Consider the following 21,737-nt stretch of genomic DNA (forward strand, 5'->3'; position numbering starts at 1 on the left):
CGACGCGGGGTGGGCCGGTGGGGGGAGGGTGGGCAGCGGGGTGGGTGGCCGCCAGGGCCAGGGGTCGAGCTGCCACGGACCGGCCACGAAGGCCCACAGCACCAGCGCGCCCAGTCCCCCGCCGACCAGGGCGGGCAGCGCGTCGGCCGGATCCGCGCCGGCCCGGGTGAGCGCGGCGGCGACGCCGAGGCCGGCGAACGCCGCGATACCGGCCAGCCCCACGGCGAGCCGACGCGCGGCCAGCACGCCGATCCCGGCGGCGAACACCGCCAGCAGCACCGCCGTGCCGACCAGCAGGGCGATCTTGTCGTACCGGCCGAAGACGTCGATGGCGAACTGCTTGAGCGGCTCGGGGACCACGTCGACCACCACCCCGCCGACCGCGATCAGCGGCGCGGAACGGGGACCGGTGAGGACGGCGACCGGCTCGGCGACACCGATGGCCACCACGGCGGCGGTGACGCCGGCCAGCGCGGCGAAGCCGCGGGGGGTGCTCATCGGGCAAGTGTCGTCGATCGACCACCCTGGCCGCCAACCATGTCACCGTTCCGTAAGCAGGGTGCCCCGCATGCGTCAGGGCGCACCGCCGACGTACGACGGTGCGCCCTGAACCGGTTCTACCGCGAGGTCAGAAACCCGGGCCGTGCTGGTGGCCGTGACCGTGGCCGTGCCCACCGGCGGCGGCCGGCTCCGGCTGCTCCGGCTTCTCGACCACCAGGCTCTCGGTGGTCAGCAGCAGCCCGGCGATCGACGCGGCGTTGGTGACCGCGTTGCGGGTCACCTTCACCGGGTCGATGATGCCGGACTTCACCAGGTCGACGTACTCGCCCTCGGCGGCGTCGAGGCCGTTACCCCAGTCCTGGCCGCCGACCTTCTCCACCACCACGTAGCCGTCGTGGCCGGCGTTCTGGGCGATCCAGCGCAGCGGCTCGACCAGCGACTTGCGCACGATCGAGACGCCGACCTTCTCGTCACCGGTCAGGCCGAGGTCGTCGTCGAGCACCGCGCGGATCTGGGCCAGCGCGGCGCCGCCGCCGGGGACCGTACCCTCCTCGACCGCGGCCTTGGTCGCGGCGATCGCGTCCTCGATGCGGTGCTTGCGCTCCTTCATCTCGACCTCGGTCGCCGCGCCGGCCTTGATGACCGCGATGCCACCGGAGAGCTTGGCCAGCCGCTCGGCCAGCTTCTCCCGGTCCCAGTCGGAGTCGGACGCCTCGATCTCCTTGCGGATCTGGGCGACCCGGTCGGTGACCTCGGCGGACTTGCCGCCGCCGTCGATGACGGTGGTGTTCTCCTTGTCGACCACGACCCGCCGGGCGGTGCCGAGCGCCTCCAGGCCGACCTGGTCGAGCCGGTAGCCCAGCTCCGGGGCGACCAGCTCGGCGCCGGTCAGGATCGCCATGTCCTGGAGCATCGCCTTGCGCCGGTCGCCGAAGCCGGGGGCCTTGACCGCGCAGACCTTGATGGTCTTGCGGATCGCGTTGACCACCAGGGTGGACAGCGCCTGGCCCTCGACGTCCTCGGCGACGATCAGCAACGGCTTGCTGTTCTGGAGGACCTTCTCCAGCAGCGGCAGCAGCTCCTCGATCGCCGAGATCTTCTGCGTGGTGATGAGGATGTACGGGTCGTCCAGCACCGACTCCTGCGACTCCGCGTCGGTGACGAAGTTCGGCGAGATGAAGCCCTTGTCGAACTGGAGACCCTCGGTCACCTCCAGCTCGGTGGTGAGGGTGGAGCCCTCCTCGACGGTGATGACACCGTCGCGGCCGACCTTCTCCATCGCCTCGGCGATCAGCGCGCCGATGGTGGCGTCCTGCGCGGAGATCGTCGCGACGTGCGCGATCGACTCCTTGTCGGCCACCTCCACGGCCCGGCCGAGCAGCGCCTCGGAGACCTTGGTGGCCGCCGCGTCGATGCCCCGCTTGAGGCCGGTCGGGTTGGCCCCGGCGGCCACGTTGCGCAGGCCCTCGCGCACCATCGCCTGGGCCAGCACGGTCGCGGTGGTGGTCCCGTCGCCGGCGACGTCGTTGGTCTTCGTCGCCACCTCCTTGACCAGCTGCGCGCCGAGGTTCTCGTACGGGTTGGTGAGCTCGATCTCCTTGGCGATGGTCACACCATCGTTGGTGATCGTGGGCGCACCGAATTTCTTGTCCAGGACGACGTTGCGCCCGCGCGGGCCGAGGGTGACCTTGACCGCGTCCGCGAGGGCGTTGACACCGTGCTCCAGCAGGTGCCGGGCGTCGTCCGAGAAGCTCAGGATCTTCGCCATGAATGTCCCTTCGAAGCGACGTCGCCCCGGCCCGGCGAGCCGGACCGGGGCGACGACACTGGAATCGGTTGGTTACTTCTCGATGACCGCGAGAACGTCGCGGGCGGAGAGCACCAGGTACTCCTCGCCGGCGTACTTGATCTCGGTGCCGCCGTACTTCGAGTAGAGGACGGTGTCGCCGACCTTGACGTCGAGCGGCACGCGGTTGCCCTTGTCGTCGATCCGGCCGGGGCCGACGGCGAGGACGGTGCCCTCCTGCGGCTTCTCCTTGGCGGTGTCGGGGATCACGATGCCCGACGCCGTGGTGGTCTCAGCCTCGTTCGCCTGGACCACGATGCGGTCCTCGAGCGGCTTGATCGCAACCTTGGTCGCGGTAGTCACGGGCATACCCTCCTGGGGTACTTGGTTTCGTTGCCGGCCGAGAGTCCGACCAGCGTCAATTGCCACATGCCACCGGGCGGGGCCGTCGTCGCGGGTGCCGGTCCGCCTGGCGTTCAGCACCCGGACCGGGTGGCCCGGACGCTGGCACCCTCGGGGTGAGAGTGCTAATCGCAGGTTATTCCTCGGCTAGCACTCCGTCAAGGAGAGTGCCAACGAGACACCTCCCCGTGTCGCCCCGGTCCCGCACCGGACCGGACAATGGGCCGGTGGATCTGGACCAGTTCGCCGCCCTGCGTACCCCCGAGGGGTCGGCCGTGCTCGCCGCGGCGACCGAGGTGGCCGGCGGTGACCCGCTGGTCGCGGCGGCGGCGCTGCGCTCGCGCGGGGTGCCGGCCGGGCTGGCCGCCGCGGCGCTGACCCAGGCCGAGCTGCGCCGCCGGGCGGTCGGCAAGTTCGGCCCGGAGGCGGCCGGGATGTTCCTCACCCGCCCCGGCCTGGAACAGGCCACCCGCCGCGTGGTCGCCGACCGGCGGGCGGCCAGGCTCGCCGCCGCCGGGGTGCGCACCCTCGCCGACCTGGGTTGCGGCCTCGGCGCCGACGCGCTCGCCGCCGCCCGCGCCGGCATCCGGGTGTACGGGGTGGAGGCCGATCCGGTCACCGCCGCGCTGGCCGCCGCCAACGCCGAGGCCGCCGGGCTGGCCGCGATGTTCACCGTGGAGCGCGGTGACGCGACCGCGTTCGACGTGACCCGGGTCGACGCGGTCTTCTGCGACCCGGCCCGGCGGCGGGCCGGCACCGGTCGACGGATCTTCGACCCGGACGCCTACTCGCCACCGTGGGACTTCGTCACCGGGCTGGCCGGGCGGGTGCCGCACACGGTGGTGAAGGTGGCCCCCGGTCTCGACCACGCGCGGATCCCGGCCGGGACCGAGGCGGAGTGGGTCAGCGTCGACGGCGACCTGGTCGAGGCGGCCCTCTGGGGCGGGCCGCTCGCCGAGGTGCCCCGCCGGGCGACCGTGCTGCGGTCGGCGCACGGCCACCAGCTCACCGGCGCGGGCGAGGCGGAGGCGACGGTCGGACCGGTCCGGCGCTACCTGTACGACCCGGACCCGGCGGTGGTCCGGGCGCACCTCGTCGCCGAGCTGGCCGGCACGCTGGACGCGACCCTGGCCGACCCGAGCATCGCCTACCTGTACGCCGACGCCCCGCGGCCGACCCCGTTCGGCCGCTGCCTGGAGATCGTCGACGTGCTGCCGTTCTCGCTGAAGCGGCTGCGGGCGCTGCTGCGGGAGCGGCGGATCGGCCGGGTGGAGATCCTCAAGCGGGGTTCGGCGCTGGTGCCCGAACAACTGCGCCGGGACCTGAGGCTGGTCGGCGAGCATCCGGCCAGCCTGGTGCTGACCCGGGTGGCCGGGGCGCCGACGGTGCTGATCGGCCGACCGGTCGCGCAGGCGGGTACACCGGACTAGCGTGACCGGCATGGCGGGACGGGCCACCGCGGCGACCGCGCTGCTGACCAAGCGGAAGATCGCGTACCGCACCCATCCGTACGACGTCTCCCCGGACGCGCCCGACTACGGCGCGCTGGTCGCGGCGGCGCTCGGGGTGCCGCCGGAGCGGGTGTTCAAGACGCTGGTCGTCGAGGTGGACGGGGCACTGGCGGTGGCGGTCGTCCCGGTCACCGGCGAGCTGGACCTCAAAGCGCTGGCGGCGGCGCTGGGCGGCAAACGGGCCGCGCTGGCCGACCGGGCCGTCGCCGAGCGGAGCACCGGATACGTGCGGGGTGGGATCAGTCCGCTCGGCCAGCGACGCCGGCTGCCGACGGTGGTGGACGCCTCCGCCCTGGCCCACCCGACCGTCTACGTCTCGGCCGGCCGCCGGGGGTTGCAGCTCCAGCTCGCCCCGGCCGACCTGGTCGCCCTGACCGGGGCCGGCACCGCGCGGATCGCCGCCGGCTGACCGGGCCGGGCGACGGTGGTCGCCGGCCGACCGGCGACGACGGCCGGGGCGACGATCCGGGGGCGACGGCGGTCGCAGAACGGACACGCAGTGTGATTGCCGGACGGGTGTCCTGGTGGTGACAACCGCGTTGCTGAATTGTTACCGCCGCCAACAAACTTCTGACCTCGGCACCCTTGCGCCCGAGATGTGAGCGGGAATACGTTGCCGGACACAACAAAACACCGACCACTCCTTCCCCCACCCTCGAAAGGACCCGTGCAGACATGCGCAAGGGCTTCCTCACCTTCGCCGCCGTCGGCCTGCTGGCCACCGGCAGCATGGCCGCCTGTGGCGACGACTCCAAGAGCAACGAGGCCGGCGGCGGCACCGACAAGAAGCCGAAGATCGGCGTGATCCTGCCGGACAGCAAGTCCTCCGCCCGCTGGGAGACCGCTGACCGCAGGTTCCTCAAGGAGGCGTTCGACGCCGCCGGTGTCGAGTCGGACATCCAGAACGCCCAGAACGACAAGAACGCCTTCCAGACCATCGCCGACCAGATGATCACCGGCGGGGTCACCACCCTGATGATCGTCAACCTGGACTCCGGCACCGGCAAGGCCGTGCTGGACAAGGCGAAGTCGCAGGGTGTCGCGACGATCGACTACGACCGGCTCACCCTGGGCGGCTCGGCCCAGTACTACGTCAGCTTCGACAACGAGGCCGTCGGCAAGCTCCAGGGCGAGGGCCTGGCGAAGTGCCTGACCGAGAAGGGCGTCAAGAACCCGACGGTCGCCTACCTCAACGGCTCGCCGACCGACAACAACGCGACCCTGTTCAAGAACGGCTACGACTCGGTGCTCAAGCCGAAGTTCGACTCGAAGGAATACACCAAGGGCCCGGACCAGTCGGTGCCGGACTGGGACCCGGCGCAGGGTGCCACGATCTTCGAGCAGATGCTCACCCAGACCGGCGGCAAGATCGACGGTGTGCTCTCCGCCAACGACGGTCTCGGCAACGCGGCCATCTCGGTGCTGAAGAAGAACAAGCTCAACGGCAAGGTCCCGGTGACCGGCCAGGACGCCGACGTGACCGGCCTGCAGAACATCCTCGCCGGTGACCAGTGCATGACCGTCTACAAGGCCGTCAAGAAGGAGGCCGACGCGGCCGCCGAGCTGGCCATCGCCGTGGCGAAGGGCGAGCGCAAGGAGACCGGGCAGACCGTCAAGGACCCGGAGAGCGGCCGGGACGTCCCGTCCGTCCTGCTGGAGCCGAAGGCGATCGACAAGTCGACCGTCAAGGACGTGGTGGCCGACGGCTACGTCGACAAGGCCAAGCTCTGCACCGGCGCGTACGCCCAGCTCTGCGCCGCGAACGGCATCAGCTGACCCGTACGACGAGCGTCGTACCCCGTCGACGCGACGCCGCCCGGCACGGAACCTCGTGCCGGGCGGCGCTCGCCGCCGGACGGGCTCCGAGACCTTCCCTCCGTCCGAAGGAGACCCCCGTGTCCGCGACCCCCCTGCTGGAACTGCGCGGGATCGACAAGAGCTTCGGTCCCGTCCAGGTCCTGCGCGACGTCGCCCTCGCCGCCCACGCCGGAGAGGTGACCGCACTGGTCGGCGACAACGGCGCCGGCAAGTCAACCCTGGTCAAGTGCATCAGCGGCATCTACCCGGCCGACGCCGGCGAGTTCCTCTTCGACGGCCGCCCGGTGAGCATCAACAGCCCCCGGGACGCCGCCACGCTCGGCATCGAGGTCGTCTACCAGGACCTCGCGCTCTGCGACAACCTCGACATCGTGCAGAACATGTTCCTCGGCCGGGAGAAGCACAGCGGGCTGGTGCTCGACGAGCCGACCATGGAACAGATGGCGGCGGAAACCCTCGCCGGGCTCTCCGTACGGACGGTGAAGTCGCTGCGCCAGCACGTCTCCAGCCTCTCCGGCGGCCAGCGGCAGACCGTCGCCATCGCCAAGGCGGTGCTCTGGAACAGCAAGCTGGTCATCCTGGACGAGCCGACCGCCGCGCTCGGCGTCGCACAGACCGCCCAGGTCCTCGAACTGGTCCGCCGGCTGGCCGACAACGGCCTGGCCGTGGTCCTGATCTCGCACAACATGAACGACGTCTTCGCGGTCTCCGACCGGATCGCCGCGCTCTACCTCGGCCAGATGGTCGCCCAGGTGAAGACCACCGACATCACCCACTCGCAGGTCGTCGAGCTGATCACGGCCGGCCGCTCCGGCAACCTCGGCCTCACCGGCGAGCCGGTCACCGCCGGTAACGGCACCGGCGCCGGCCCCGCCGACACCACTCCAGGAGGCGTTCGATGACCACCACCGCCGTGCGCAAGGAAGGGCCGGCGGCGGTCACGCCACCGCCGACCGTCGGCAGCCACCTCCGCGGCTACTGGGGCCGGGTACGCGGCGGCGACATCGGCGCGCTGCCCGCCGTACTCGGGCTGATCGTGCTCTGCACGGTCTTCTCCGTCATGCGGCCGTCGTTCCTCACCGCCGGCAACTTCGCCAACCTGTTCACCCAGGGCGCGGCGGTCACCCTGATCGCCATGGGGCTGGTCTTCGTCCTGCTGCTCGGCGAGATCGACCTCTCCGCCGGCTTCGCCAGCGGGGTCTGCGCCGCCATCCTGGCCAACGTCGCCACCAAGGCCGGCTACCCCTGGTACGTGGCCGTGCTCGCCGCGATCCTCACCGGCGTGGTCATCGGCACCGTGCTCGGCTTCCTGGTCGCCAAGATCGGTATCCCGTCCTTCGTGGTCACCCTGGCCGGGTTCCTCGCCTTCCAGGGCATCGTGCTGATGCTGATCAGCGGCGGCGCCAACATCCCGGTCAACGACGAGGTGCTGGTGGCGATCGCCAACCGCAACCTCCCGCCGACCCTCGGCTGGGCGCTGGCCGCCGTCGCGATCGGCGGGTACGCGGCCGTGCAACTGCTGCGCCACCGCAAGCGGCTGGCCCGGGGCCTGACCACCGACCCGATGGCGGTGGTGCTCGCCCGGATCGGCGGGCTGACCCTGATCCTCGGCATCGCGGTCTACATCCTCAACCAGGAGCGCAGCCGCAACGTCCTGATCAACTCGCTCAAGGGCGTGCCGATCGTGGTGCCGGTCATCGCGGTGCTGCTGATCGTCTGGACCTTCGTGCTCCAGCGCACCAGCTACGGCCGGCACGTCTACGCCGTCGGCGGCAACAAGGAGGCCGCCCGCCGGGCCGGCATCAACGTCGACCGGATCCGGATCTCGGTCTTCGTGATCTGCTCGTCCATGGCGGCCGTCGGCGGCATCGTCGCGGCGAGCCGGGCCAACTCGGTGGACCCGAACACCGGCGGCAGCAACGTGCTGCTCTACGCCGTCGGCGCGGCGGTGATCGGCGGCACCAGCCTCTTCGGCGGCAAGGGCCGGGTCCTCGACGCGGTGCTCGGTGGCGCGGTGGTCGCCGTCATCGACAACGGGATGGGCCTGATGGGTTACAGCGCCGGGGTGAAGTACGTGGTCACCGGCGTGGTGCTGCTCCTCGCCGCCAGCGTGGACGCGCTGTCGCGCCGCCGGGCCGCCGCATCCGGCACCCGCTGATCCGCGGACGCCACCGGCGGGACATGGGGTGCCAGCGACGATGCGGGTAGGACCGAGCCAGGACGAGATCCGACGGCAGAACCTCGGGGCGCTGCTCCGGCACGTCCACGTGCACGGCGCCACCTCCCGCGCGGAACTCACCACCGCCCTCGGGCTCAACCGCAGCACCATCGGCGCGCTCACCGCCGACCTGGCCGGCGCCGGGCTGGTCAGCGAGGGGACACCGAAGGAAACCGGCCGGGCCGGACGACCGTCGCTGGTCGTCCGGCCCGAGTCGGCCCGGGTCTACGCGTACGCGTACTCGATCGAGGTGGACCGGCTGCGGGCCGCGCGGGTCGGACTCGGCGGCGAGGTGCTCGACCGCCGCGAGCTGGACCGGCCGCGCGACCTGGACGCCGCGGAGACCACCCCGATGCTGGCCGGCGCGCTGAAACAGATGCGGGAACGGGTGCCCGCCGGGTCCATCTGCGTCGGTGCCGGCGTCGCCGTCTGCGGCATGGTCCGCAAGGCCGACGGGCTGGTCCGGCTCGGCCCCACCACCGGATGGGTGGACGAGCCGATCGGCGCGGCGCTCGCCGCCGAGGTGGGCGTGGAACTGCCGGTCACCGTCGGCAACGTGGCCGACGTCGCCGCCTTCGCCGAGCACGCCCGGGGCGTCGCCGCCGGCTGCGACAACGTGATCTACCTCTACGGGGACGTCGGCGTCGGCGCCGGCATCATCGCCGGGGGCCGCCGGCTGACCGGTCACGGCGGGTACGGCGGCGAGGTCGGGCACATGGTGGTGGTGCGCGACGGTACCCCCTGCGAGTGCGGCTCGCGGGGCTGCTGGGAGACCCAGATCGGCGAGTACGGGCTGCTCCGGGCCGCCGGCCGGTCCGACGCCCGGGGCCGTGAGGCGCTGCTGGCCGTCTTCGACGCCGCCGACCGGGGCGACGCCCGTGCCCAGACCGCGGTACGGCACGCCGGTGACTGGCTCGGTTTCGGGGTGGCGAACCTGGTCAACATCTTCAACCCCGAGATGGTCATCTTCGGCGGCACCATGCGGGACCTCTACCTGGCCGCCGCGGCCCAGGTCCGCAGCCGGCTCAACGAGACCGGACTGCCCGCCTGCCTGGAACACGTCCGGCTGCGCACCCCCAAGCTCGGTGACGACGCGGCACTGATCGGCGCGGCCGAACTGGCCTTCGAACGGCTCCTCGCCGACCCCCTCGACGTCGGCTGAGCCGCCGCACGGCGTCCCGCCGCGACGCTGAGCCGCCGCCGCACGGCGTCCCGCAGCGACGCTGAGCCGCCACCGCACGGCGTCCCGCCGGGCCGTCCCCGCCGCCCCGGTTTGCCCCCGTCCGGCGAGTTGACCGGCCGGATGAACCGATCGGCCCGGTGGTCCGTACCAGTGGACGGACGGGCAGCCGGCGGGTCGCTGCCCGGCAGGACAGGTCGGCCCGGATCGAGGAGGCACCGCAGCATGGCACCGCTGGATTCCGTACGTCGTCGGCGAGGGCACCGGACCCACCGGGTGGCGGTGCTGCTCGTCACCTTCCTGGCCGGGCTGGTCGTCCTACCCGGTATGGCGGTCGCCGCCCCCGGCGTCCAGATGAACGCCGCCGACGCGGCGCTGCTCAACGGCGTCCGGCTCGCCGGCCTGTGGGAGATGCCGGCCGGCACGATGGCCGCCGAGAAGGGCCAGTCGGCGCGGGTACGGGAGGTCGGCGCGGAGATCGCCCGACAGCACGGCGTCCTCGACGAGTTGGTGGTGCAGGCCGCCAACAAGCTGGGCGCGACGCTGCCGTCCGATCCCACCACCGAGCAGAAGGGGTGGCTGACCGAAATGCAGAACGCCTCCGGTGCTCAGTTCGACCAGATCTTCGTGACCCGGCTCCGGGTGGCGCACGGCAAGATCTTCCCGGTGATCGGCGCGGTGCGGGCCAGCACCCGGGACAACACGGTCCGCAAGCTCGCCGACGAGGCCAACAAGTTCGTCAACGACCACATGGCCATGCTGGAGAGCACCGGACTGGTCCGTTGGCAGCAGATGCCGCCGGCCGCGATCCCGGCCGCGCAGAACGACTCGCTGGTCGCCGCCGCCCAGGCCGGTGCCGCCGGCCCGTCGGTCGCGATCAGCACCACCGTCGTCTGGGCGGTCTTCCTGCTCGCGCTCGGCGCGGGCGGTTACGCCACCTGGCGGGTCATGCGCCGCAGTTGACCCGTCCCGCGTGACCGACGGCCCGCCGGCCCACCGCAGGCGGGCCGTTCGGCTGTCCGGCGACGTCCGGCCGGCGGTCGACCCGGGCGACGTGTACCGGTCAACGGCCGACCCAGGTAACGTGCGCCGGTCAGCGGTCGACCCGGGCGACGTCTACTGGTCGGTCGACCCGGGCGACGTGTGCCGGTCAGCGGTCGACCTGGGTGAAGTCCCAGGAGTGCGGGGGCCGGGCGACCAGGATGGCCGGTGGCTCCGGCAACGCCCGGGGGCTGCTGCGCCACTTCGAGACGACCACCACCCGGTGGTCGGTGGACGAGAAGACCTCACTGGACACGTGCAGCGGATCGTGTTCGAACTCCGGCAGCGCGGTCTCGCACACCCAGGTGATCAGGTCGGCGACGCCGTACGCCTCCGCCCGCGCCTCCCACATCCGGACGATCATGTCGGCTCCCCTCCCGTCACACGCTGACCGTGGTCAGCGGCAGCGCCGAGTCGGCCGGCAGGTCCAGCCGGCTCGGTGCCACACCGGCGGCCACCAGGTGCGCCCCGAGCGCGGCGACCATCGCCCCGTTGTCGGTGCACAGCCCCGGGCGGGGCACCCGGACCCGGATGCCGTACCGCTGCGCCCGTTGCTCGGCCATCGCCCGCAGCCGTGAGTTGGCCGCCACTCCCCCGCCGATGACCAGGGTGTCCACCCCGTGCGCCCGGCAGGCGGCCAGTGCCTTGCCGGTGAGTACGTCGCAGACCGCCTCCTGGAAGGAGGCGGCCACGTCGGCCACCGGCACCGGCTCACCGGCACGTCGCCGGCCCTCCACCCAGCGGGCCACCGCCGTCTTCAGCCCGGAGAAGGAGAAGTCGTACCGGTGGGCGGCGAGGTCCTTGGCGGCGGTCAGGCCACGCGGGAAGCCGATCGACGCCGGGTCGCCGGCCCGCGCCTCCCGGTCGATGTACGGGCCGCCCGGGAACGGCAGCCCGAGCAGCCGGGCCACCTTGTCGAACGCCTCCCCGGCCGCGTCGTCGATGGTCGCGCCCAACGGGGTCACCCCCCGGGACAGGTCGTCGACGAGCAGCAGCGAGGAGTGCCCACCGGAGACCAGCATGGCGATCGCCGGCGCCGGCAGCGGACCGTGTTCCAGGGTGTCCACCGCGACGTGCGCGGCCAGGTGGTTCACCCCGTACACCGGCTTCTCGGCGGCCAACGCGTAGCCCTTGGCGGCGGCCACCCCGACCAGCAGCGCCCCGGCCAGACCGGGACCGGAGGTGACCGCGATCGCGTCGATGTCGGCGATGGTCACCCCCGCCTCGCGCAGCGCCCGGTCCATGGTCGGCACGATGGCCTCCAGGTGTGCCCGGCTGGCCACCTCGGGCACCACCCCACCGAACCGGGCGTGTTCGTCCACGCTGGAGGCCAGCGCGTCGGCGAGCAGGGTGTGTCCACGGACGATGCCCACCCCGGTCTCGTCGCAGGAGGTCTCGATGCCGAGGATCAGCGGTTCGTCACCCATGGTCCGTCCCGTCTGCGACCGGGGCCGCGTCACGCCGCATGACCAGCGCGTCGGTGTTGCTCGGTTGGTAGTAGCCCCGCCGTACGCCGATCGGCTCGAATCCGTACGTCGCGTAGAGCCGTTGGGCGGGGGCGTTGTCGACGGCCACCTCCAGCAGGACACTCTCGACCCCGCACCGGGCGGTCTCGGCGAGCAGGTCCTCCAGCAGAGCCCGACCGATCCCGCGCCGCTGGGCGTCCCGGCGGACCGCGATGTTCTGCACCCACGACTCACCGGCCGGATCGACGGTCAGGCCCGCGTAGCCCACCAGCGACCCGTCGGCGTCCAGGGCGACCCGGTAGTGGTGGCCGCTGGCCAGTTCGTTCCAGAACATCGCCGGCGACCACTGCTCCGCGCCGAACAGGTCCGCCTCGATCAGCAGCACCTCGGCGATGTGCCACCAGCGAAACCGGTCGATTCGTACCGTCACGGCAGCACCGACTTACGGCTGGTCGCCGCCACCGCGTCCGGCCGGCGCAGGTAGAGCGGGGTGAGCGCCTCGCCCGGCGCACCCGCCCGGATCCGCTCGGCGGCCAGGGCGACCAGCGCGGCGGCGTCCGGGTAACGGGGTTCGGCGCGCAGCGGCAGACCGAGCACGTCGGCGTAACGGTGGGCGCCGTCCCCGACCGCCACCGTGGCCGCCAACTCCCGGGCCTGGGCGGCGACGGTCGCCGGGGCGTCCACCGCCGGCCCCACGATCCGCTGCCCACTGCTGTCGTAGACGGCCCAGTAGACCTCCTTCCGCCGGGCGTCGGCGGCGACCAGCACCCGCTGCGCCCCTGCGGTGGCCAGGCCGGCAGGAGCGTCCCCGGTGGCGACTGGCGGGCCTGCGGGCGACGGGGGTGCGGTGGGCGGAGGCGCGGTGGACTGGGGTGCCGCGGCCGAGGGTGCGGTGGGCGGGGAGGCCGCTGTCGGGTGGCCGATACCGTCGAGCGAGCACACGCCGTACGTGGGGATGCCGAGCACCTGGCCGATGGTCGCGGCGGTCACCAGACCGACCCGCAGCCCGGTGAAGGGGCCGGGGCCGAGCCCGGCGACGATCGCACCCAGGTCGCCCGGCCGCGCGCCGCCCTCGGCGAGCACCGCCTCGACCTGCGGGGCGAGCAGTTCACCGTGCGCCCGAGCGTCGACCGTGCACCGGTGCGCCCGCACCGCGACAGTGTCCACCGTGACCTCGGCCAGGGCCGCGGTGACCGCGGGGGTCGAGGAGTCCACCACCAGTACGAGCACGGTAAGCCAGCCTAGCCGTTCAGCCGGGCCGCCCGGTCACAGCCCGCCCCGTCCCTCGGCCGCCTGTCACGAGGGCGACGGGCGACGGGCGACGGGCGACGGGCGACGGGCGACGGGCGACGGGCGACGGGCGACGGGCGACGGGCGACGGGCGACGGGCGACGGGCGACGGGCGACGGGCGACGGGCGACGGGCGACGGGCGACGGGCGACGGGCGACGGGAAGTTATATCCGATGTCAGCGGTATGCCAGCCCGTCATGAATATGACAGCCAGACATAGCACTCACCTTCACTACAGCATCATGCGGAGATGCCTGAGAGTAGTCGTGTCACCACGGAGATCGCCGCCATCCTGCGGCGGGAGCGCAGCGCCCAACGGCTCACCCAGCAGCAACTGGCGGATCGGGCCGGGACGAGTCAGAGCGCGGTGGCCCGCATCGAGCGCGGGCAACGGGTGCCGGGCATCCCGCTGGTGGAACGCCTCTTCGCCGCCCTCGGTCGGCAACTCGCCGTAACCGTCGAGGAGCTGGACAGCCACCTCGACGCACGGATGGACGCCCTCGCCACGCGGTCGCTCGCCGACCGGATCGACGAACTGGGGCTGGATCGGCTGTCGGACCGGCTGGGCGACCTGCCCCACCTGTTGACCGGAGGCTCAGCCGCCCTGCTCCAGGGTGCCCCGGTCCCTGCCGACGCGGTCGAGATCGCCGTGCGGTGGCGCGACTCCGCCCGGTTCACCGCCTGGCTGGAGGCCGCCTACGGGCAGCGGTGGAACGCCCGGTGGCGTGAGTTCGGCGGCCTGCACCTGGCACCGGAGGAGCCGGGCGAGCACTACTGGTCCACCCGGTACGGCGAGATCCGCGCCCAGATGTGCGACGAGCTTCCGGCGGCGATCGAGGTACGGCACGGGGAGCGCAGTTACCGGGTGGTCCCGCTGGTCACGGTGGAGCTGACCGACCCGCAGGCCGCTGCCCTGCTGCGCCGGTACCGCCGCCGCTCCGCCGACCATCGCGCGATACCCGACGGCCCCACCCCGACCAACGACCCGGCCTCGGTCCACGACCGCCGTTCGGCCGACAACCGCGATTCGGCCGACGACGCGGCCTCGGCTGCCGGCCCGCGCCCGCGAACCCGGCGGTAGGCGTCGGTCCCGCTACGCCGTGCCGGGGCTCCGCCACCGCACACCGCCGACGTCAGCCGGCGACGTGCGGTGGGTGGCGAGGCGTGGGTGGCGAGGGGTGGCGAGGCGTGGGTGGCGAGGCGTGGGTGGTGAGGGTGAGGGGTGAGGGGTGGGGGGTCAGCCGGCCGAACGCTCCCAGTCGATCGGGGGCAGGCCGGCATCGGCGAGGGCCTTGTTGGTGGCGCTGAACGGGCGGCTGCCGAGGAAGCCACGCGGGTTCATCGGGCTCGGGTGACCGGCCTCCAGCACGACGTGCCGGGGGTTGGTGACCAGGGCCGCCTTCTTGCGGGCGTAGCCGCCCCAGAGCAGGAACACCACCGGCTCGTCCCGGGCGTCCAGGGCGCGGATGGTCGCGTCGGTGAACTCCTCCCACCCCTTGTTGCCGTGCGAGCCCGGGCTGGCCTGCCGGACGGTGAGCACCGCGTTGAGCAGCAGCACCCCCTGTGCCGCCCACCCGTCCAGGTTCCCGCTGCGCGGCTTGGGCACCCCCAGGTCCTCGCTCAGCTCCTTGAAGACGTTGCGCAGCGACGGCGGCACGGACACCCCCTCGCGGACGCTGAAGCTCAGCCCGTGCGCCTGCCCCGCCTTGTGGTACGGGTCCTGGCCGAGGATCAGCACCCGGCACTGCTCGGGCTCGCACAACCGGTAGGCGGAGAAGAGGTCCTCCACCGGCGGGAAGACGGTCTGGGTGGCGTACTCGCGGGCGACGTAGTCGGCCAGCGCCGCCGTCCGGGCCGGGTCCAGGTGTGGGGTGAGCACGGCACGCCACGCCTCCGGCAGCAGCGCCAGCAGGTCGAGGGTGGGGGTGTCGTCGGGCATCGGCAACCTTTCGCAACGAAGTCCCCGGAACTCTAGGCAGCGGGTACGACACCCCTCAGCCCAGGGCGGTCAGCCGCCGCGCCCAGTCCCCGCCCACCGGTTCCAACTCGACCACCCGGGTGTCGTCGTCGCGCCGGTCGATGCGTACCCGCAGGTGGGCGTCGACGAGCTGCTCGACCAGGCCCTCGCCCCACTCGACCACGGTCACCGAGTCGTCCACCGAGGCGTCCAGGTCCAGGTCGTCGATCTCGGCGCGCGGGTCGGTCGCGTCACCCAACCGGTACGCGTCGGCGTGCACCATGGCCACCGCGCCGCCGCGCGCCGGATCGGGCCGGTGCACCCGGGCGATCACGAAGGTCGGCGAGGTGACGTCGCCGCGTACCCCCAGGCCGGTGCCGAGGCCCTGGGTGAGCGCGGTCTTGCCGGCCCCCAGCGGGCCGGTGAGCAGCAGCAGGTCACCGGCGCGCAGCACGGCGGCCAGCCGCCGGCCGAAGTCCCGGGTGTCCTCGACGGTGGGCAACGTGACGCGCACGCTCACAGCGCCTCCAGGAAACGTTCGAGTGCGGCGTTGACCTCGTCGGCGTGCTCCAGCATCACCACGTGCCCGCTGTCGTGGATCTTGACGTACTCGGCGTGCGGCAGCCGGCGGACGATCTCCTCCGAGTGCACCACCGGCGTGATCATGTCCTTGTCGCCCACCACGACCAGCACCGGTGTGCCGCTCAGCGCGGCCAACGCCGGGAACCGGGAATGGGTGGCCAGGGTCCGCAGGTAGCGGGTCACCGTGTCGGCCGACGTGCGGGAGTTCATCCGCTCCACGTACGACACCAGGGCCGGGCTCGGTTTCGGGGTGCCGAAGCCGTACCGGCGGGTCAGCAGCCAGGCCACGTTGGAGGTGGACCTGCGGGCCCGGTCGATCACGATCCCGCCGTACCGGGTGGCGTTGTTCATCATGAACAGCACCGGCGAGCCGACCCGGCCGAGCAGGGCCGGCGCGACCAGCTTCGTCTCGGCGAGCAACCCGCCCGACGTGGCCATCAGCACCGTGCCGACCACCCGGTCACCGAACAGCTCCGGGTACGCCTCGGCGAACGCCATGATGGTCATCCCACCCATCGAGTGCCCGACCAGCACCAACGGACCCTCCGGGGCGGTCCGGTCGATCACCCGGCGCAGGGTGTGGCCGAGCGCGGCGAGGTCGTACTCGCCGGTCTCCAACCGCCCCGACCGGCCGTGCCCCGGCTGGTCGTACGCGACGATCCGGTAGTCGCCCCGCTCGGCCAGCATCTGACGCTGGAAGTGGAACGTCCCCATGTCCAGGCAGAAGCCGTGCACCAGCACCACCGTCGGGTGCCCGGGCACCGGCCGGGTCGGCTCGACCACCTCGACGTGGATGTCGGTGCCGTCCGGCAACTCCAGCCGGTACGCCTCGTCGTAGCGCTGCGCGCCGAAGTCCTCCCCGGCGTACGGGTCGGCGGGGTCGGCCTTGAGCCGGCGGACCAGGGCGCGCTCGGTGGCCACCCCGGCGGCCAGCCCGGCGGCGGCCACCCCCACCGCGGCCCCGACCACGCCGGCGACCCGCCCGGCGGCGGTCCTCGGCCGGGGCACCCGGAACCGGCTGACCGCGCTCACTGTCGCTCGCCGTCGTAGACCCGGGGCACCCGGACCCCGCCGAACCGGGTGACGATCTCGTAGTTGATGGTGCCGACCGCCTCGGCCCAGTCGTCGGCGGTCGGCATCCCGTCGTCGCCGCTGCCGAAGAGGGTCGCCACGTCACCGGCGGCCACCTCGTCGGCGCCGCAGTCGAGGACGAACTGGTCCATGCAGACCCGGCCGGAGATGGTCCGCCGCTTCCCGCCGAGCTGCACCGGGCCGACGTTGGAGGCGTGCCGGGGCACCCCGTCGGCGTAGCCGAGCGGCACCACCGCCAGGTTCGCCTCCTCGGCCGTGGTGTAGGTGTGGCCGTACGACACACCGGTGCCGGCGGGAACCCGCTTGGCGAGCATCACCCGGGCCCGCGCGGTCATCGCCCGGCGCAGCCCGAACTGCTGCCCGGCGATCGGCGACAGCCCGTACACGGCGAGCCCGGGCCGGACCAGGTCGAAGTGGGTGTCCGGCCGGGTCAGGGTGGCCGCCGAGTTGGCCAGGTGCCGGTACCGGGGGCGCAGTCCGGCCCGCTCGGCCATGGCCAGCCCCTCGTGGAAGACCGCCAACTGCCGGTCGGTGGTGGGGTGGCCGGGCGAGTCCGCGTACACGAAGTGGCTCCACACGCCGACCACCTCGACCAGGCCGTCGGCCTGGGCCTTCGCGGCGGCCTCCAGCAGGGCGGGCCAGTCGGCGACGGTGGCCCCGCCCCGGGACAGCCCGGTGTCGATCTTCAGGTGCAGCCGGGCCGGCCGGTCGGCGACCCGACCCGCCTCGACCATCTCGTCGAGCTGGGCCAGGCTCGCGGCGGCCAGGTCCACCCCGGCCGCCACCCCCTCGTGCAGCGGCAGCCCCGGGGTGAGCAGCCAGGCGAGCACCGGCACCGTGATCCCGGCCCGGCGCAGGGTCAACGCCTCGTCGAGGGTGCACACCCCCAGCCAGTCCGCCCCCGCGTCGAGCGCGGCCCGCGCCGACGGGACCATGCCGTGGCCGTACCCGTCGGCCTTCACCACCGCCATCAGCTCGGCGCCGGTGCCCGACCGGAGCCGGGTCACGTTCGCACGGATCGCGTCCAGATCGACGCGTACCTCGGCCTGCCACATGCGCCCAGCCTACTGGCGTCGGTGATCACCCGGTCGCCGGACGCCGACCCCGACCGCCGCACCCATGCCGTCAGAGCAGCGGAGCGACCACCGGGCGCAGCGCGGCCACCACGTCCGGCGCGGTCACCGGGCCGCCCCGGGCCGCCTCCCGACCGGCCAGCCCGTGCAGGTACGCCGCGACGGCCGCCGCCCGCTCCGGGGCCAACCCGGCGGCGAGCAGCGCGCCGAGCAGCCCGGCCAGCACGTCCCCGGTACCCCCGGTGGCCAGCGCGGGACTGCCGGTCGGGTTGACGTACGCCCGGCCGTCCGGCGTGCCGACGACCGTGCGGTCCCCCTTGAGCAGGACCGTCGCGTTCATCCAGGCGGCCAGCCGCAGCGCGGCGGCGACCCGGTCGGCCCCCGGCTCCTCGCCGCACAGCCGGGTGAACTCCCGGTCGTGCGGGGTGACCACGATCGGGGCGTCCCGGTGACGCAGCCGGTCGGCGAGCGAGCCGTCCACCAGCAGGGTCAGCGCGTCCGCGTCGAGCACCACCGGCACCGGCGCGGCCAGCACGGCACGCAGCTCCGCACCGGCCTGTTCGTCGGTGCCCAGGCCGGACCCGCAGACCCAGGTCTGCACCCGGCCCGCCCCGGCCACCCGGTCGGTGGCGATCACCGACGGGTGCTGGCGGACCACCTCGTCCCGGGCCCCACCGGCGTACCGGACCAGGCCGGTGGGGCCGGCCAGCGCGCCGCCCACCGAGAGCACCGCCGCCCCCGGGTAGGTCCGCGACCCGGTGGCCACCCCGACCACGCCCCGGCTGTACTTCTCCGCCGACGCCCCGGCGCGGGGCCACCAGTCACGCACGTCCGACCACTCGGTGACCCGCAGCGCGGGATCCCCGCGCAGCCACGGCCCGAGCCCGATGTCGACCAGCTCGACCTGGCCGGCGAGCGGGGCCGCCGGGCCGACCACCAGGGCCGGCTTCAGCGCGCCGAACGCCACCGTGACGTCCGCCCGCACGGCGCGGGGCCGACCCGTGTCGTCCGTCGGCACGTCCCCGGTGTCCACCGCCACCCCGCTGGGCACGTCCACCGCGACCACGGTGGCCCGGCCGCCGTCCCGACCCCGCAGCGCGGGCAGGCCGGCGACGAGCCGGTCGGCGTTCTCCCGCAGGCCGCCGGTGCCCCCGATCCCGACGATCCCGTCCAGCACCAGGTCGACCACCGCGGGCGGGGCGTCGACCAGGCGTCCCCCGGCGGCCCGCAGCGCGGCCAGCCCCCCGGTGTGCGTCCGGTCGGGGCTGGTCGGCAGCACGGCGACCTGCGCGCCGCGCCGGGCCAGCCGTTCGCCCGCGTACAGTGCGTCGCCGCCGTTGTCGCCGGAGCCGACCAGCAGCAGCACCCGCGCGCCGTACACCCCGCCCCGGTCGGCGAGCAGCAGGGCGCAGCGCCGGGCCAGTCCGGCCGCCGCCCGCTGCATCAGCGTCCCGGGCGCCAGGGTCGCCATCAGACCGGCCTCCGCCGCGCGTACGTCCGCCACCCGCCACACCGGTTTCATCCCGCCCCCGTCCTCCCGCCGGCCGCTCTGCCCGCACCGGCGGCCCGTTCGTCACCCGGACCGCCCGCCCGTCGCGGTCGACGCGGGTGTCCGTCCTGGCCGGGACCACCCTACCGACGGTGGGGGCGGCAGGTTAGCCTCCGGCGTCGCGGCAGGCAAGACCTGTGGACGAGCCCCGGGTACGCCCGTCGCCCGTCGTCCACAGGGTCGGTCCGACCGCCGCCGGGCCACCTAGCGTCGGGGCACCGGTCGGCGACGGAGCCGACGAGACGGACACGGTCGGCGACAGAGCCGACCAGACGGACACGGTCGGCGACAGAGCCGACGTGATGGGCACGGTCGGCGACGGAGCCGACCAGACGGGCGCGGGAGGCGGGCGATGACGAACGAGCCGGTGGAGGTCGACGTGGCGCTGCTGCGGGTCGTGGCCGGTGGGCTGGCCGACGAGGCTTACGCGTTGGCGCAGGGGCTGGTGGGGCGGCCCGGGTTGGTGCTGTCCGCGCCGGGGTGGCGGGCCGGCACGGCGCTGTCCGGGCTGGAGTCGGCGGTGCACGCCTGGCACGGGACGCTCGGCGTCCGGGTGGCGGAGACCGGCACCGCCCTGCGCGCCGCCGCCGAGGCGTACGCGGCGGCCGACGACCGGGCCGCCGGGCGACTGGTCGGCCGACCCCGATGATCGGGTACGCCCAGCTCTGGACCGCTTCCCCGGGTGACTGGGACGCCGCGGGGGTGGCCTGGCGCGGGGTGGACGCGCCCGTCGGGCGGCGGCGGGCCGGGCTGGCCGACCGGGCGGCGGCGCTGCGCACGGGCTGGCGCGGCACGGCGGCCACGGCGGCCGGTGGCCGGCTCGACGGGCTGCGGGCGGAGCTGACGACCATCCTGCCGGCGCTGGTTGAGACCGAGCAGACGCTGGCCGAGTTCGCTGGTCGACTCCGGGTGGCGAAGGCCCGCCTCGCCGGGGCGGTCGCGGTCGCCGACCGCACCGGCGTGGCGGTGGACCGGCACGGCAGGGCACGGGCGGCCCCGCGGGCCTGGCACGGCCCGGAGTCCGGCGCGCTGCCGGGCGGCCCCGATCCGCGACCTCCCGGGACGGGTTCCCCGGCGGCGGTGGGTCAGGTGGCGGCGGCCCTTCGGGAGGCGCTCGTCCTGGCCGACGCGGCCGACCGGGAGGCCGCCGCCCGGTTGACCGAGCTGGCCGGGGCGGCCCGTACCGGCTGGGTCGAGCCGCCGCCACCCGGGCGACCGGCCGACGACGCCACCCCGGCGGCGGTCCGCGCCTGGTGGGCCGGCCTCACCCCGGCCCAGCGGCGGTGGCTGGTGCTGCACGAGCCGGCCCGGACCGGGCCGCGTGACGGGGTGCCGGCGGCGGCGCGGGACCAGGCGAACCGGTTGCTGCTGGCGGGGCACCGGGAGGCGCTGCTGGCCGAACGGCGGTCGCTGTCGGCCCGCCGGTCGGGCGAGCGCGCCGCGCTACGACGGATCGACCGGGCGCTGGCCGTCCTGGACCGGCTCGCCGGCCGGCTGGCCTCGACCGGGGCACCCCGGGCGTACCTGCTCGGGCTCGACCCGGCCGGCGACGGGCGGGCGATCGTCGCGCTGGGCAACCCGGACCGGGCCGGTCGGGTGCTGACCTACGTGCCGGGGATGACCAGCGACCTCGCCGACGTCCCCGGTGAGCTGGGCCGGGCCGCCCGGGTGCAGGCCAGGTGCACCGCCATCGCCCCGGACGAGGAGACGGCGGCGGTGCTCTGGCTGGACTACGACGCCCCGGACTTCCTGCCCGAGGCCTCCTCGCCGGCCCAGGCCCGGGACGCCGGGTCGGCGCTGCACCGGTTCCAGGAGGGGCTGCGCGCCACCCACGACGGGCCGGTGGCCCGGCAGACCGTGCTCGGGCACAGCTACGGCTCGCTGGTGGTGGGCAGCGCCGCCCGGGACCACGGGCTGTCCGCCGACGCGTTGGCCTTCGTCGGCTCACCCGGTGTCGGGGTGGACCGTGCCGACGCGCTCGGGCTGCCACCGGACCGGGTCTGGGCGAGCACCGCCCGCGACGACGTGATCGCGCTGGTCGAGCCGCCCCGCGACCTGGCCGGCCGGGCGGTGCTGGCCACCTCGCCGCTGGCCAGCGCCGCCTGGCTGCTCCGCCCGGACGACCACCAGCTGTGGTTCGGCCACGACCCGAGCGATCCGGGCTTCGGCGGCCGGACCTTCCCCAGTGGCCGGTACGGTCACACCGGCTACTGGGAGCCCGGCAACCCCGCCCTGGACGGGATGGCCCGGATCGTGCTCGGTCGATGACC

21 protein-coding genes are annotated in these 21,737 nt (G+C 74.1%); 10 read left to right on the forward strand and 11 right to left on the reverse strand.

Translation table 11 applies throughout. The features are described 5' to 3' along the window. Positions 1-628: 628 nt before the first annotated feature. Together groL and groES are read right to left on the reverse strand one after the other, a co-directional pair. Complete coding sequence (gene groL / locus O7612_RS26070; protein WP_282268205.1) at positions 629-2,269, reverse strand: chaperonin GroEL; 1,641 nt, start codon at positions 2,267-2,269, stop codon at positions 629-631. A 72-nt stretch (positions 2,270-2,341) separates the two neighbouring features. Beyond that, entirely contained in the window at positions 2,342-2,656 is a 315-nt protein-coding gene (gene groES / locus O7612_RS26075; RefSeq protein ID WP_084261531.1) for a co-chaperone GroES, read from the reverse strand. A 260-nt stretch (positions 2,657-2,916) separates the two neighbouring features. Here groES and O7612_RS26080 point away from each other — a divergent pair, with 260 nt between their 5' ends. The 7 genes from O7612_RS26080 to O7612_RS26110 all read left to right on the forward strand — a co-directional run bounded on the left by O7612_RS26080 (position 2,917) and on the right by O7612_RS26110 (position 10,379). Continuing rightward, positions 2,917-4,119 (forward strand): methyltransferase domain-containing protein, encoded by a 1,203-nt coding sequence (locus O7612_RS26080; RefSeq protein ID WP_282268207.1) that lies wholly within the window; start codon positions 2,917-2,919, stop codon positions 4,117-4,119. 10 nt (positions 4,120-4,129) lie between these two features. After that, positions 4,130-4,609 carry a Cys-tRNA(Pro) deacylase gene (gene ybaK / locus O7612_RS26085; protein ID WP_282268209.1) on the forward strand — a complete coding sequence of 160 codons (480 nt, stop codon included), beginning with the start codon at positions 4,130-4,132 and terminating at the stop codon, positions 4,607-4,609. Between the two features lie 266 nt (positions 4,610-4,875). Continuing rightward, entirely contained in the window at positions 4,876-5,976 is a 1,101-nt protein-coding gene (locus O7612_RS26090; protein ID WP_282268211.1) for a substrate-binding domain-containing protein, read from the forward strand. Positions 5,977-6,095: 119 nt separating this feature from the next. Then, positions 6,096-6,920, forward strand: a complete 825-nt coding sequence (locus O7612_RS26095; RefSeq protein WP_145921701.1) for an ATP-binding cassette domain-containing protein — start codon at positions 6,096-6,098, stop codon at positions 6,918-6,920. Then, positions 6,917-8,176: an ABC transporter permease gene (locus O7612_RS26100; protein ID WP_282268215.1), complete on the forward strand. Its 1,260-nt coding sequence runs from the start codon at positions 6,917-6,919 to the stop codon at positions 8,174-8,176. The genes O7612_RS26095 and O7612_RS26100 overlap by 4 nt, the downstream gene beginning before the upstream one ends. Before the next feature lie 40 nt (positions 8,177-8,216). Continuing rightward, positions 8,217-9,398, forward strand: a complete 1,182-nt coding sequence (locus O7612_RS26105; RefSeq protein ID WP_067313439.1) for an ROK family protein — start codon at positions 8,217-8,219, stop codon at positions 9,396-9,398. A gap of 243 nt (positions 9,399-9,641) precedes the next feature. Beyond that, positions 9,642-10,379 carry a DUF4142 domain-containing protein gene (locus O7612_RS26110; protein WP_282268218.1) on the forward strand — a complete coding sequence of 246 codons (738 nt, stop codon included), beginning with the start codon at positions 9,642-9,644 and terminating at the stop codon, positions 10,377-10,379. 187 nt (positions 10,380-10,566) lie between these two features. Here O7612_RS26110 and O7612_RS26115 read toward each other — a convergent pair whose 3' ends face one another. The 4 genes from O7612_RS26115 to tsaB are packed head-to-tail and all read right to left on the reverse strand — an operon-like array spanning position 10,567 to position 13,153. Further along, positions 10,567-10,821 (reverse strand): hypothetical protein, encoded by a 255-nt coding sequence (locus O7612_RS26115; protein WP_282268220.1) that lies wholly within the window; start codon positions 10,819-10,821, stop codon positions 10,567-10,569. A 16-nt stretch (positions 10,822-10,837) separates the two neighbouring features. Continuing rightward, positions 10,838-11,884 carry a tRNA (adenosine(37)-N6)-threonylcarbamoyltransferase complex transferase subunit TsaD gene (gene tsaD, locus O7612_RS26120; protein WP_282268221.1) on the reverse strand — a complete coding sequence of 349 codons (1,047 nt, stop codon included), beginning with the start codon at positions 11,882-11,884 and terminating at the stop codon, positions 10,838-10,840. After that, the gene (rimI, locus tag O7612_RS26125) at positions 11,877-12,353 is read right to left on the reverse strand and encodes a ribosomal protein S18-alanine N-acetyltransferase (protein WP_282268223.1); all 477 of its coding nucleotides are present in this window, start codon (positions 12,351-12,353) and stop codon (positions 11,877-11,879) included. Before rimI ends, tsaD begins: the two co-directional genes overlap by 8 nt. Beyond that, positions 12,350-13,153: a tRNA (adenosine(37)-N6)-threonylcarbamoyltransferase complex dimerization subunit type 1 TsaB gene (gene tsaB, locus O7612_RS26130; RefSeq protein WP_282268225.1), complete on the reverse strand. Its 804-nt coding sequence runs from the start codon at positions 13,151-13,153 to the stop codon at positions 12,350-12,352. The genes rimI and tsaB overlap by 4 nt, the downstream gene beginning before the upstream one ends. 311 nt (positions 13,154-13,464) lie before the next feature. Here tsaB and O7612_RS26135 point away from each other — a divergent pair, with 311 nt between their 5' ends. Further along, a complete protein-coding gene (locus O7612_RS26135) occupies positions 13,465-14,295 on the forward strand; it encodes a helix-turn-helix transcriptional regulator (protein ID WP_282268227.1) in 831 nt (276 codons plus the stop codon). Between the two features lie 156 nt (positions 14,296-14,451). On the opposite strand, the gene ung is transcribed toward O7612_RS26135, so the two are convergent. The 5 genes from ung to O7612_RS26160 form a co-directional block, all read right to left on the reverse strand. After that, positions 14,452-15,153: a uracil-DNA glycosylase gene (ung, locus tag O7612_RS26140; protein ID WP_282268228.1), complete on the reverse strand. Its 702-nt coding sequence runs from the start codon at positions 15,151-15,153 to the stop codon at positions 14,452-14,454. A 55-nt stretch (positions 15,154-15,208) separates the two neighbouring features. After that, complete coding sequence (gene tsaE / locus O7612_RS26145) at positions 15,209-15,691, reverse strand: tRNA (adenosine(37)-N6)-threonylcarbamoyltransferase complex ATPase subunit type 1 TsaE (protein WP_282268229.1); 483 nt, start codon at positions 15,689-15,691, stop codon at positions 15,209-15,211. Beyond that, positions 15,688-16,785 carry an alpha/beta hydrolase gene (locus O7612_RS26150; RefSeq protein WP_282268230.1) on the reverse strand — a complete coding sequence of 366 codons (1,098 nt, stop codon included), beginning with the start codon at positions 16,783-16,785 and terminating at the stop codon, positions 15,688-15,690. Before O7612_RS26150 ends, tsaE begins: the two co-directional genes overlap by 4 nt. Continuing rightward, the gene (alr, locus tag O7612_RS26155) at positions 16,782-17,900 is read right to left on the reverse strand and encodes an alanine racemase (RefSeq protein ID WP_067313501.1); all 1,119 of its coding nucleotides are present in this window, start codon (positions 17,898-17,900) and stop codon (positions 16,782-16,784) included. The genes O7612_RS26150 and alr overlap by 4 nt, the downstream gene beginning before the upstream one ends. A gap of 70 nt (positions 17,901-17,970) precedes the next feature. Continuing rightward, positions 17,971-19,440 carry an NAD(P)H-hydrate dehydratase gene (locus tag O7612_RS26160; RefSeq protein WP_282268233.1) on the reverse strand — a complete coding sequence of 490 codons (1,470 nt, stop codon included), beginning with the start codon at positions 19,438-19,440 and terminating at the stop codon, positions 17,971-17,973. Between the two features lie 379 nt (positions 19,441-19,819). Between O7612_RS26160 and O7612_RS26165 the strand changes: the two genes are divergently transcribed. Next, the gene (locus O7612_RS26165) at positions 19,820-20,116 is read left to right on the forward strand and encodes a hypothetical protein (protein ID WP_282268235.1); all 297 of its coding nucleotides are present in this window, start codon (positions 19,820-19,822) and stop codon (positions 20,114-20,116) included. Then, on the forward strand, positions 20,113-21,735 hold the full coding sequence (locus O7612_RS26170) for an alpha/beta hydrolase (RefSeq protein WP_282268237.1): 1,623 nt from the start codon (positions 20,113-20,115) through the stop codon (positions 21,733-21,735). The genes O7612_RS26165 and O7612_RS26170 overlap by 4 nt, the downstream gene beginning before the upstream one ends. The last annotated feature ends 2 nt before the right edge of the window (positions 21,736-21,737 follow it).

The sequence above is a fragment of the Micromonospora sp. WMMD987 genome, from assembly GCF_029581435.1.
Classification (GTDB): domain Bacteria; phylum Actinomycetota; class Actinomycetes; order Mycobacteriales; family Micromonosporaceae; genus Micromonospora; species Micromonospora rifamycinica.

What these genes read in the sequence shown, in the direction of transcription:
- groL (WP_282268205.1), bottom strand. Translation starts at nt 2,269, where the DNA reads ATGGCGAAGATCCTGAGCTTCTCGGACGACGCCCGGCACCTGCTGGAG.
- groES (WP_084261531.1), bottom strand. Translation starts at nt 2,656, where the DNA reads ATGCCCGTGACTACCGCGACCAAGGTTGCGATCAAGCCGCTCGAGGAC.
- ybaK (WP_282268209.1), top strand. Translation starts at nt 4,130, where the DNA reads ATGGCGGGACGGGCCACCGCGGCGACCGCGCTGCTGACCAAGCGGAAG.
- O7612_RS26090 (WP_282268211.1), top strand. Translation starts at nt 4,876, where the DNA reads ATGCGCAAGGGCTTCCTCACCTTCGCCGCCGTCGGCCTGCTGGCCACC.
- O7612_RS26100 (WP_282268215.1), top strand. Translation starts at nt 6,917, where the DNA reads ATGACCACCACCGCCGTGCGCAAGGAAGGGCCGGCGGCGGTCACGCCA.
- O7612_RS26105 (WP_067313439.1), top strand. Translation starts at nt 8,217, where the DNA reads ATGCGGGTAGGACCGAGCCAGGACGAGATCCGACGGCAGAACCTCGGG.
- O7612_RS26110 (WP_282268218.1), top strand. Translation starts at nt 9,642, where the DNA reads ATGGCACCGCTGGATTCCGTACGTCGTCGGCGAGGGCACCGGACCCAC.
- O7612_RS26115 (WP_282268220.1), bottom strand. Translation starts at nt 10,821, where the DNA reads ATGATCGTCCGGATGTGGGAGGCGCGGGCGGAGGCGTACGGCGTCGCC.
- tsaD (WP_282268221.1), bottom strand. Translation starts at nt 11,884, where the DNA reads ATGGGTGACGAACCGCTGATCCTCGGCATCGAGACCTCCTGCGACGAG.
- O7612_RS26135 (WP_282268227.1), top strand. Translation starts at nt 13,465, where the DNA reads ATGCCTGAGAGTAGTCGTGTCACCACGGAGATCGCCGCCATCCTGCGG.
- ung (WP_282268228.1), bottom strand. Translation starts at nt 15,153, where the DNA reads ATGCCCGACGACACCCCCACCCTCGACCTGCTGGCGCTGCTGCCGGAG.
- alr (WP_067313501.1), bottom strand. Translation starts at nt 17,900, where the DNA reads ATGTGGCAGGCCGAGGTACGCGTCGATCTGGACGCGATCCGTGCGAAC.
- O7612_RS26160 (WP_282268233.1), bottom strand. Translation starts at nt 19,440, where the DNA reads ATGAAACCGGTGTGGCGGGTGGCGGACGTACGCGCGGCGGAGGCCGGT.
- O7612_RS26165 (WP_282268235.1), top strand. Translation starts at nt 19,820, where the DNA reads ATGACGAACGAGCCGGTGGAGGTCGACGTGGCGCTGCTGCGGGTCGTG.
- O7612_RS26170 (WP_282268237.1), top strand. Translation starts at nt 20,113, where the DNA reads ATGATCGGGTACGCCCAGCTCTGGACCGCTTCCCCGGGTGACTGGGAC.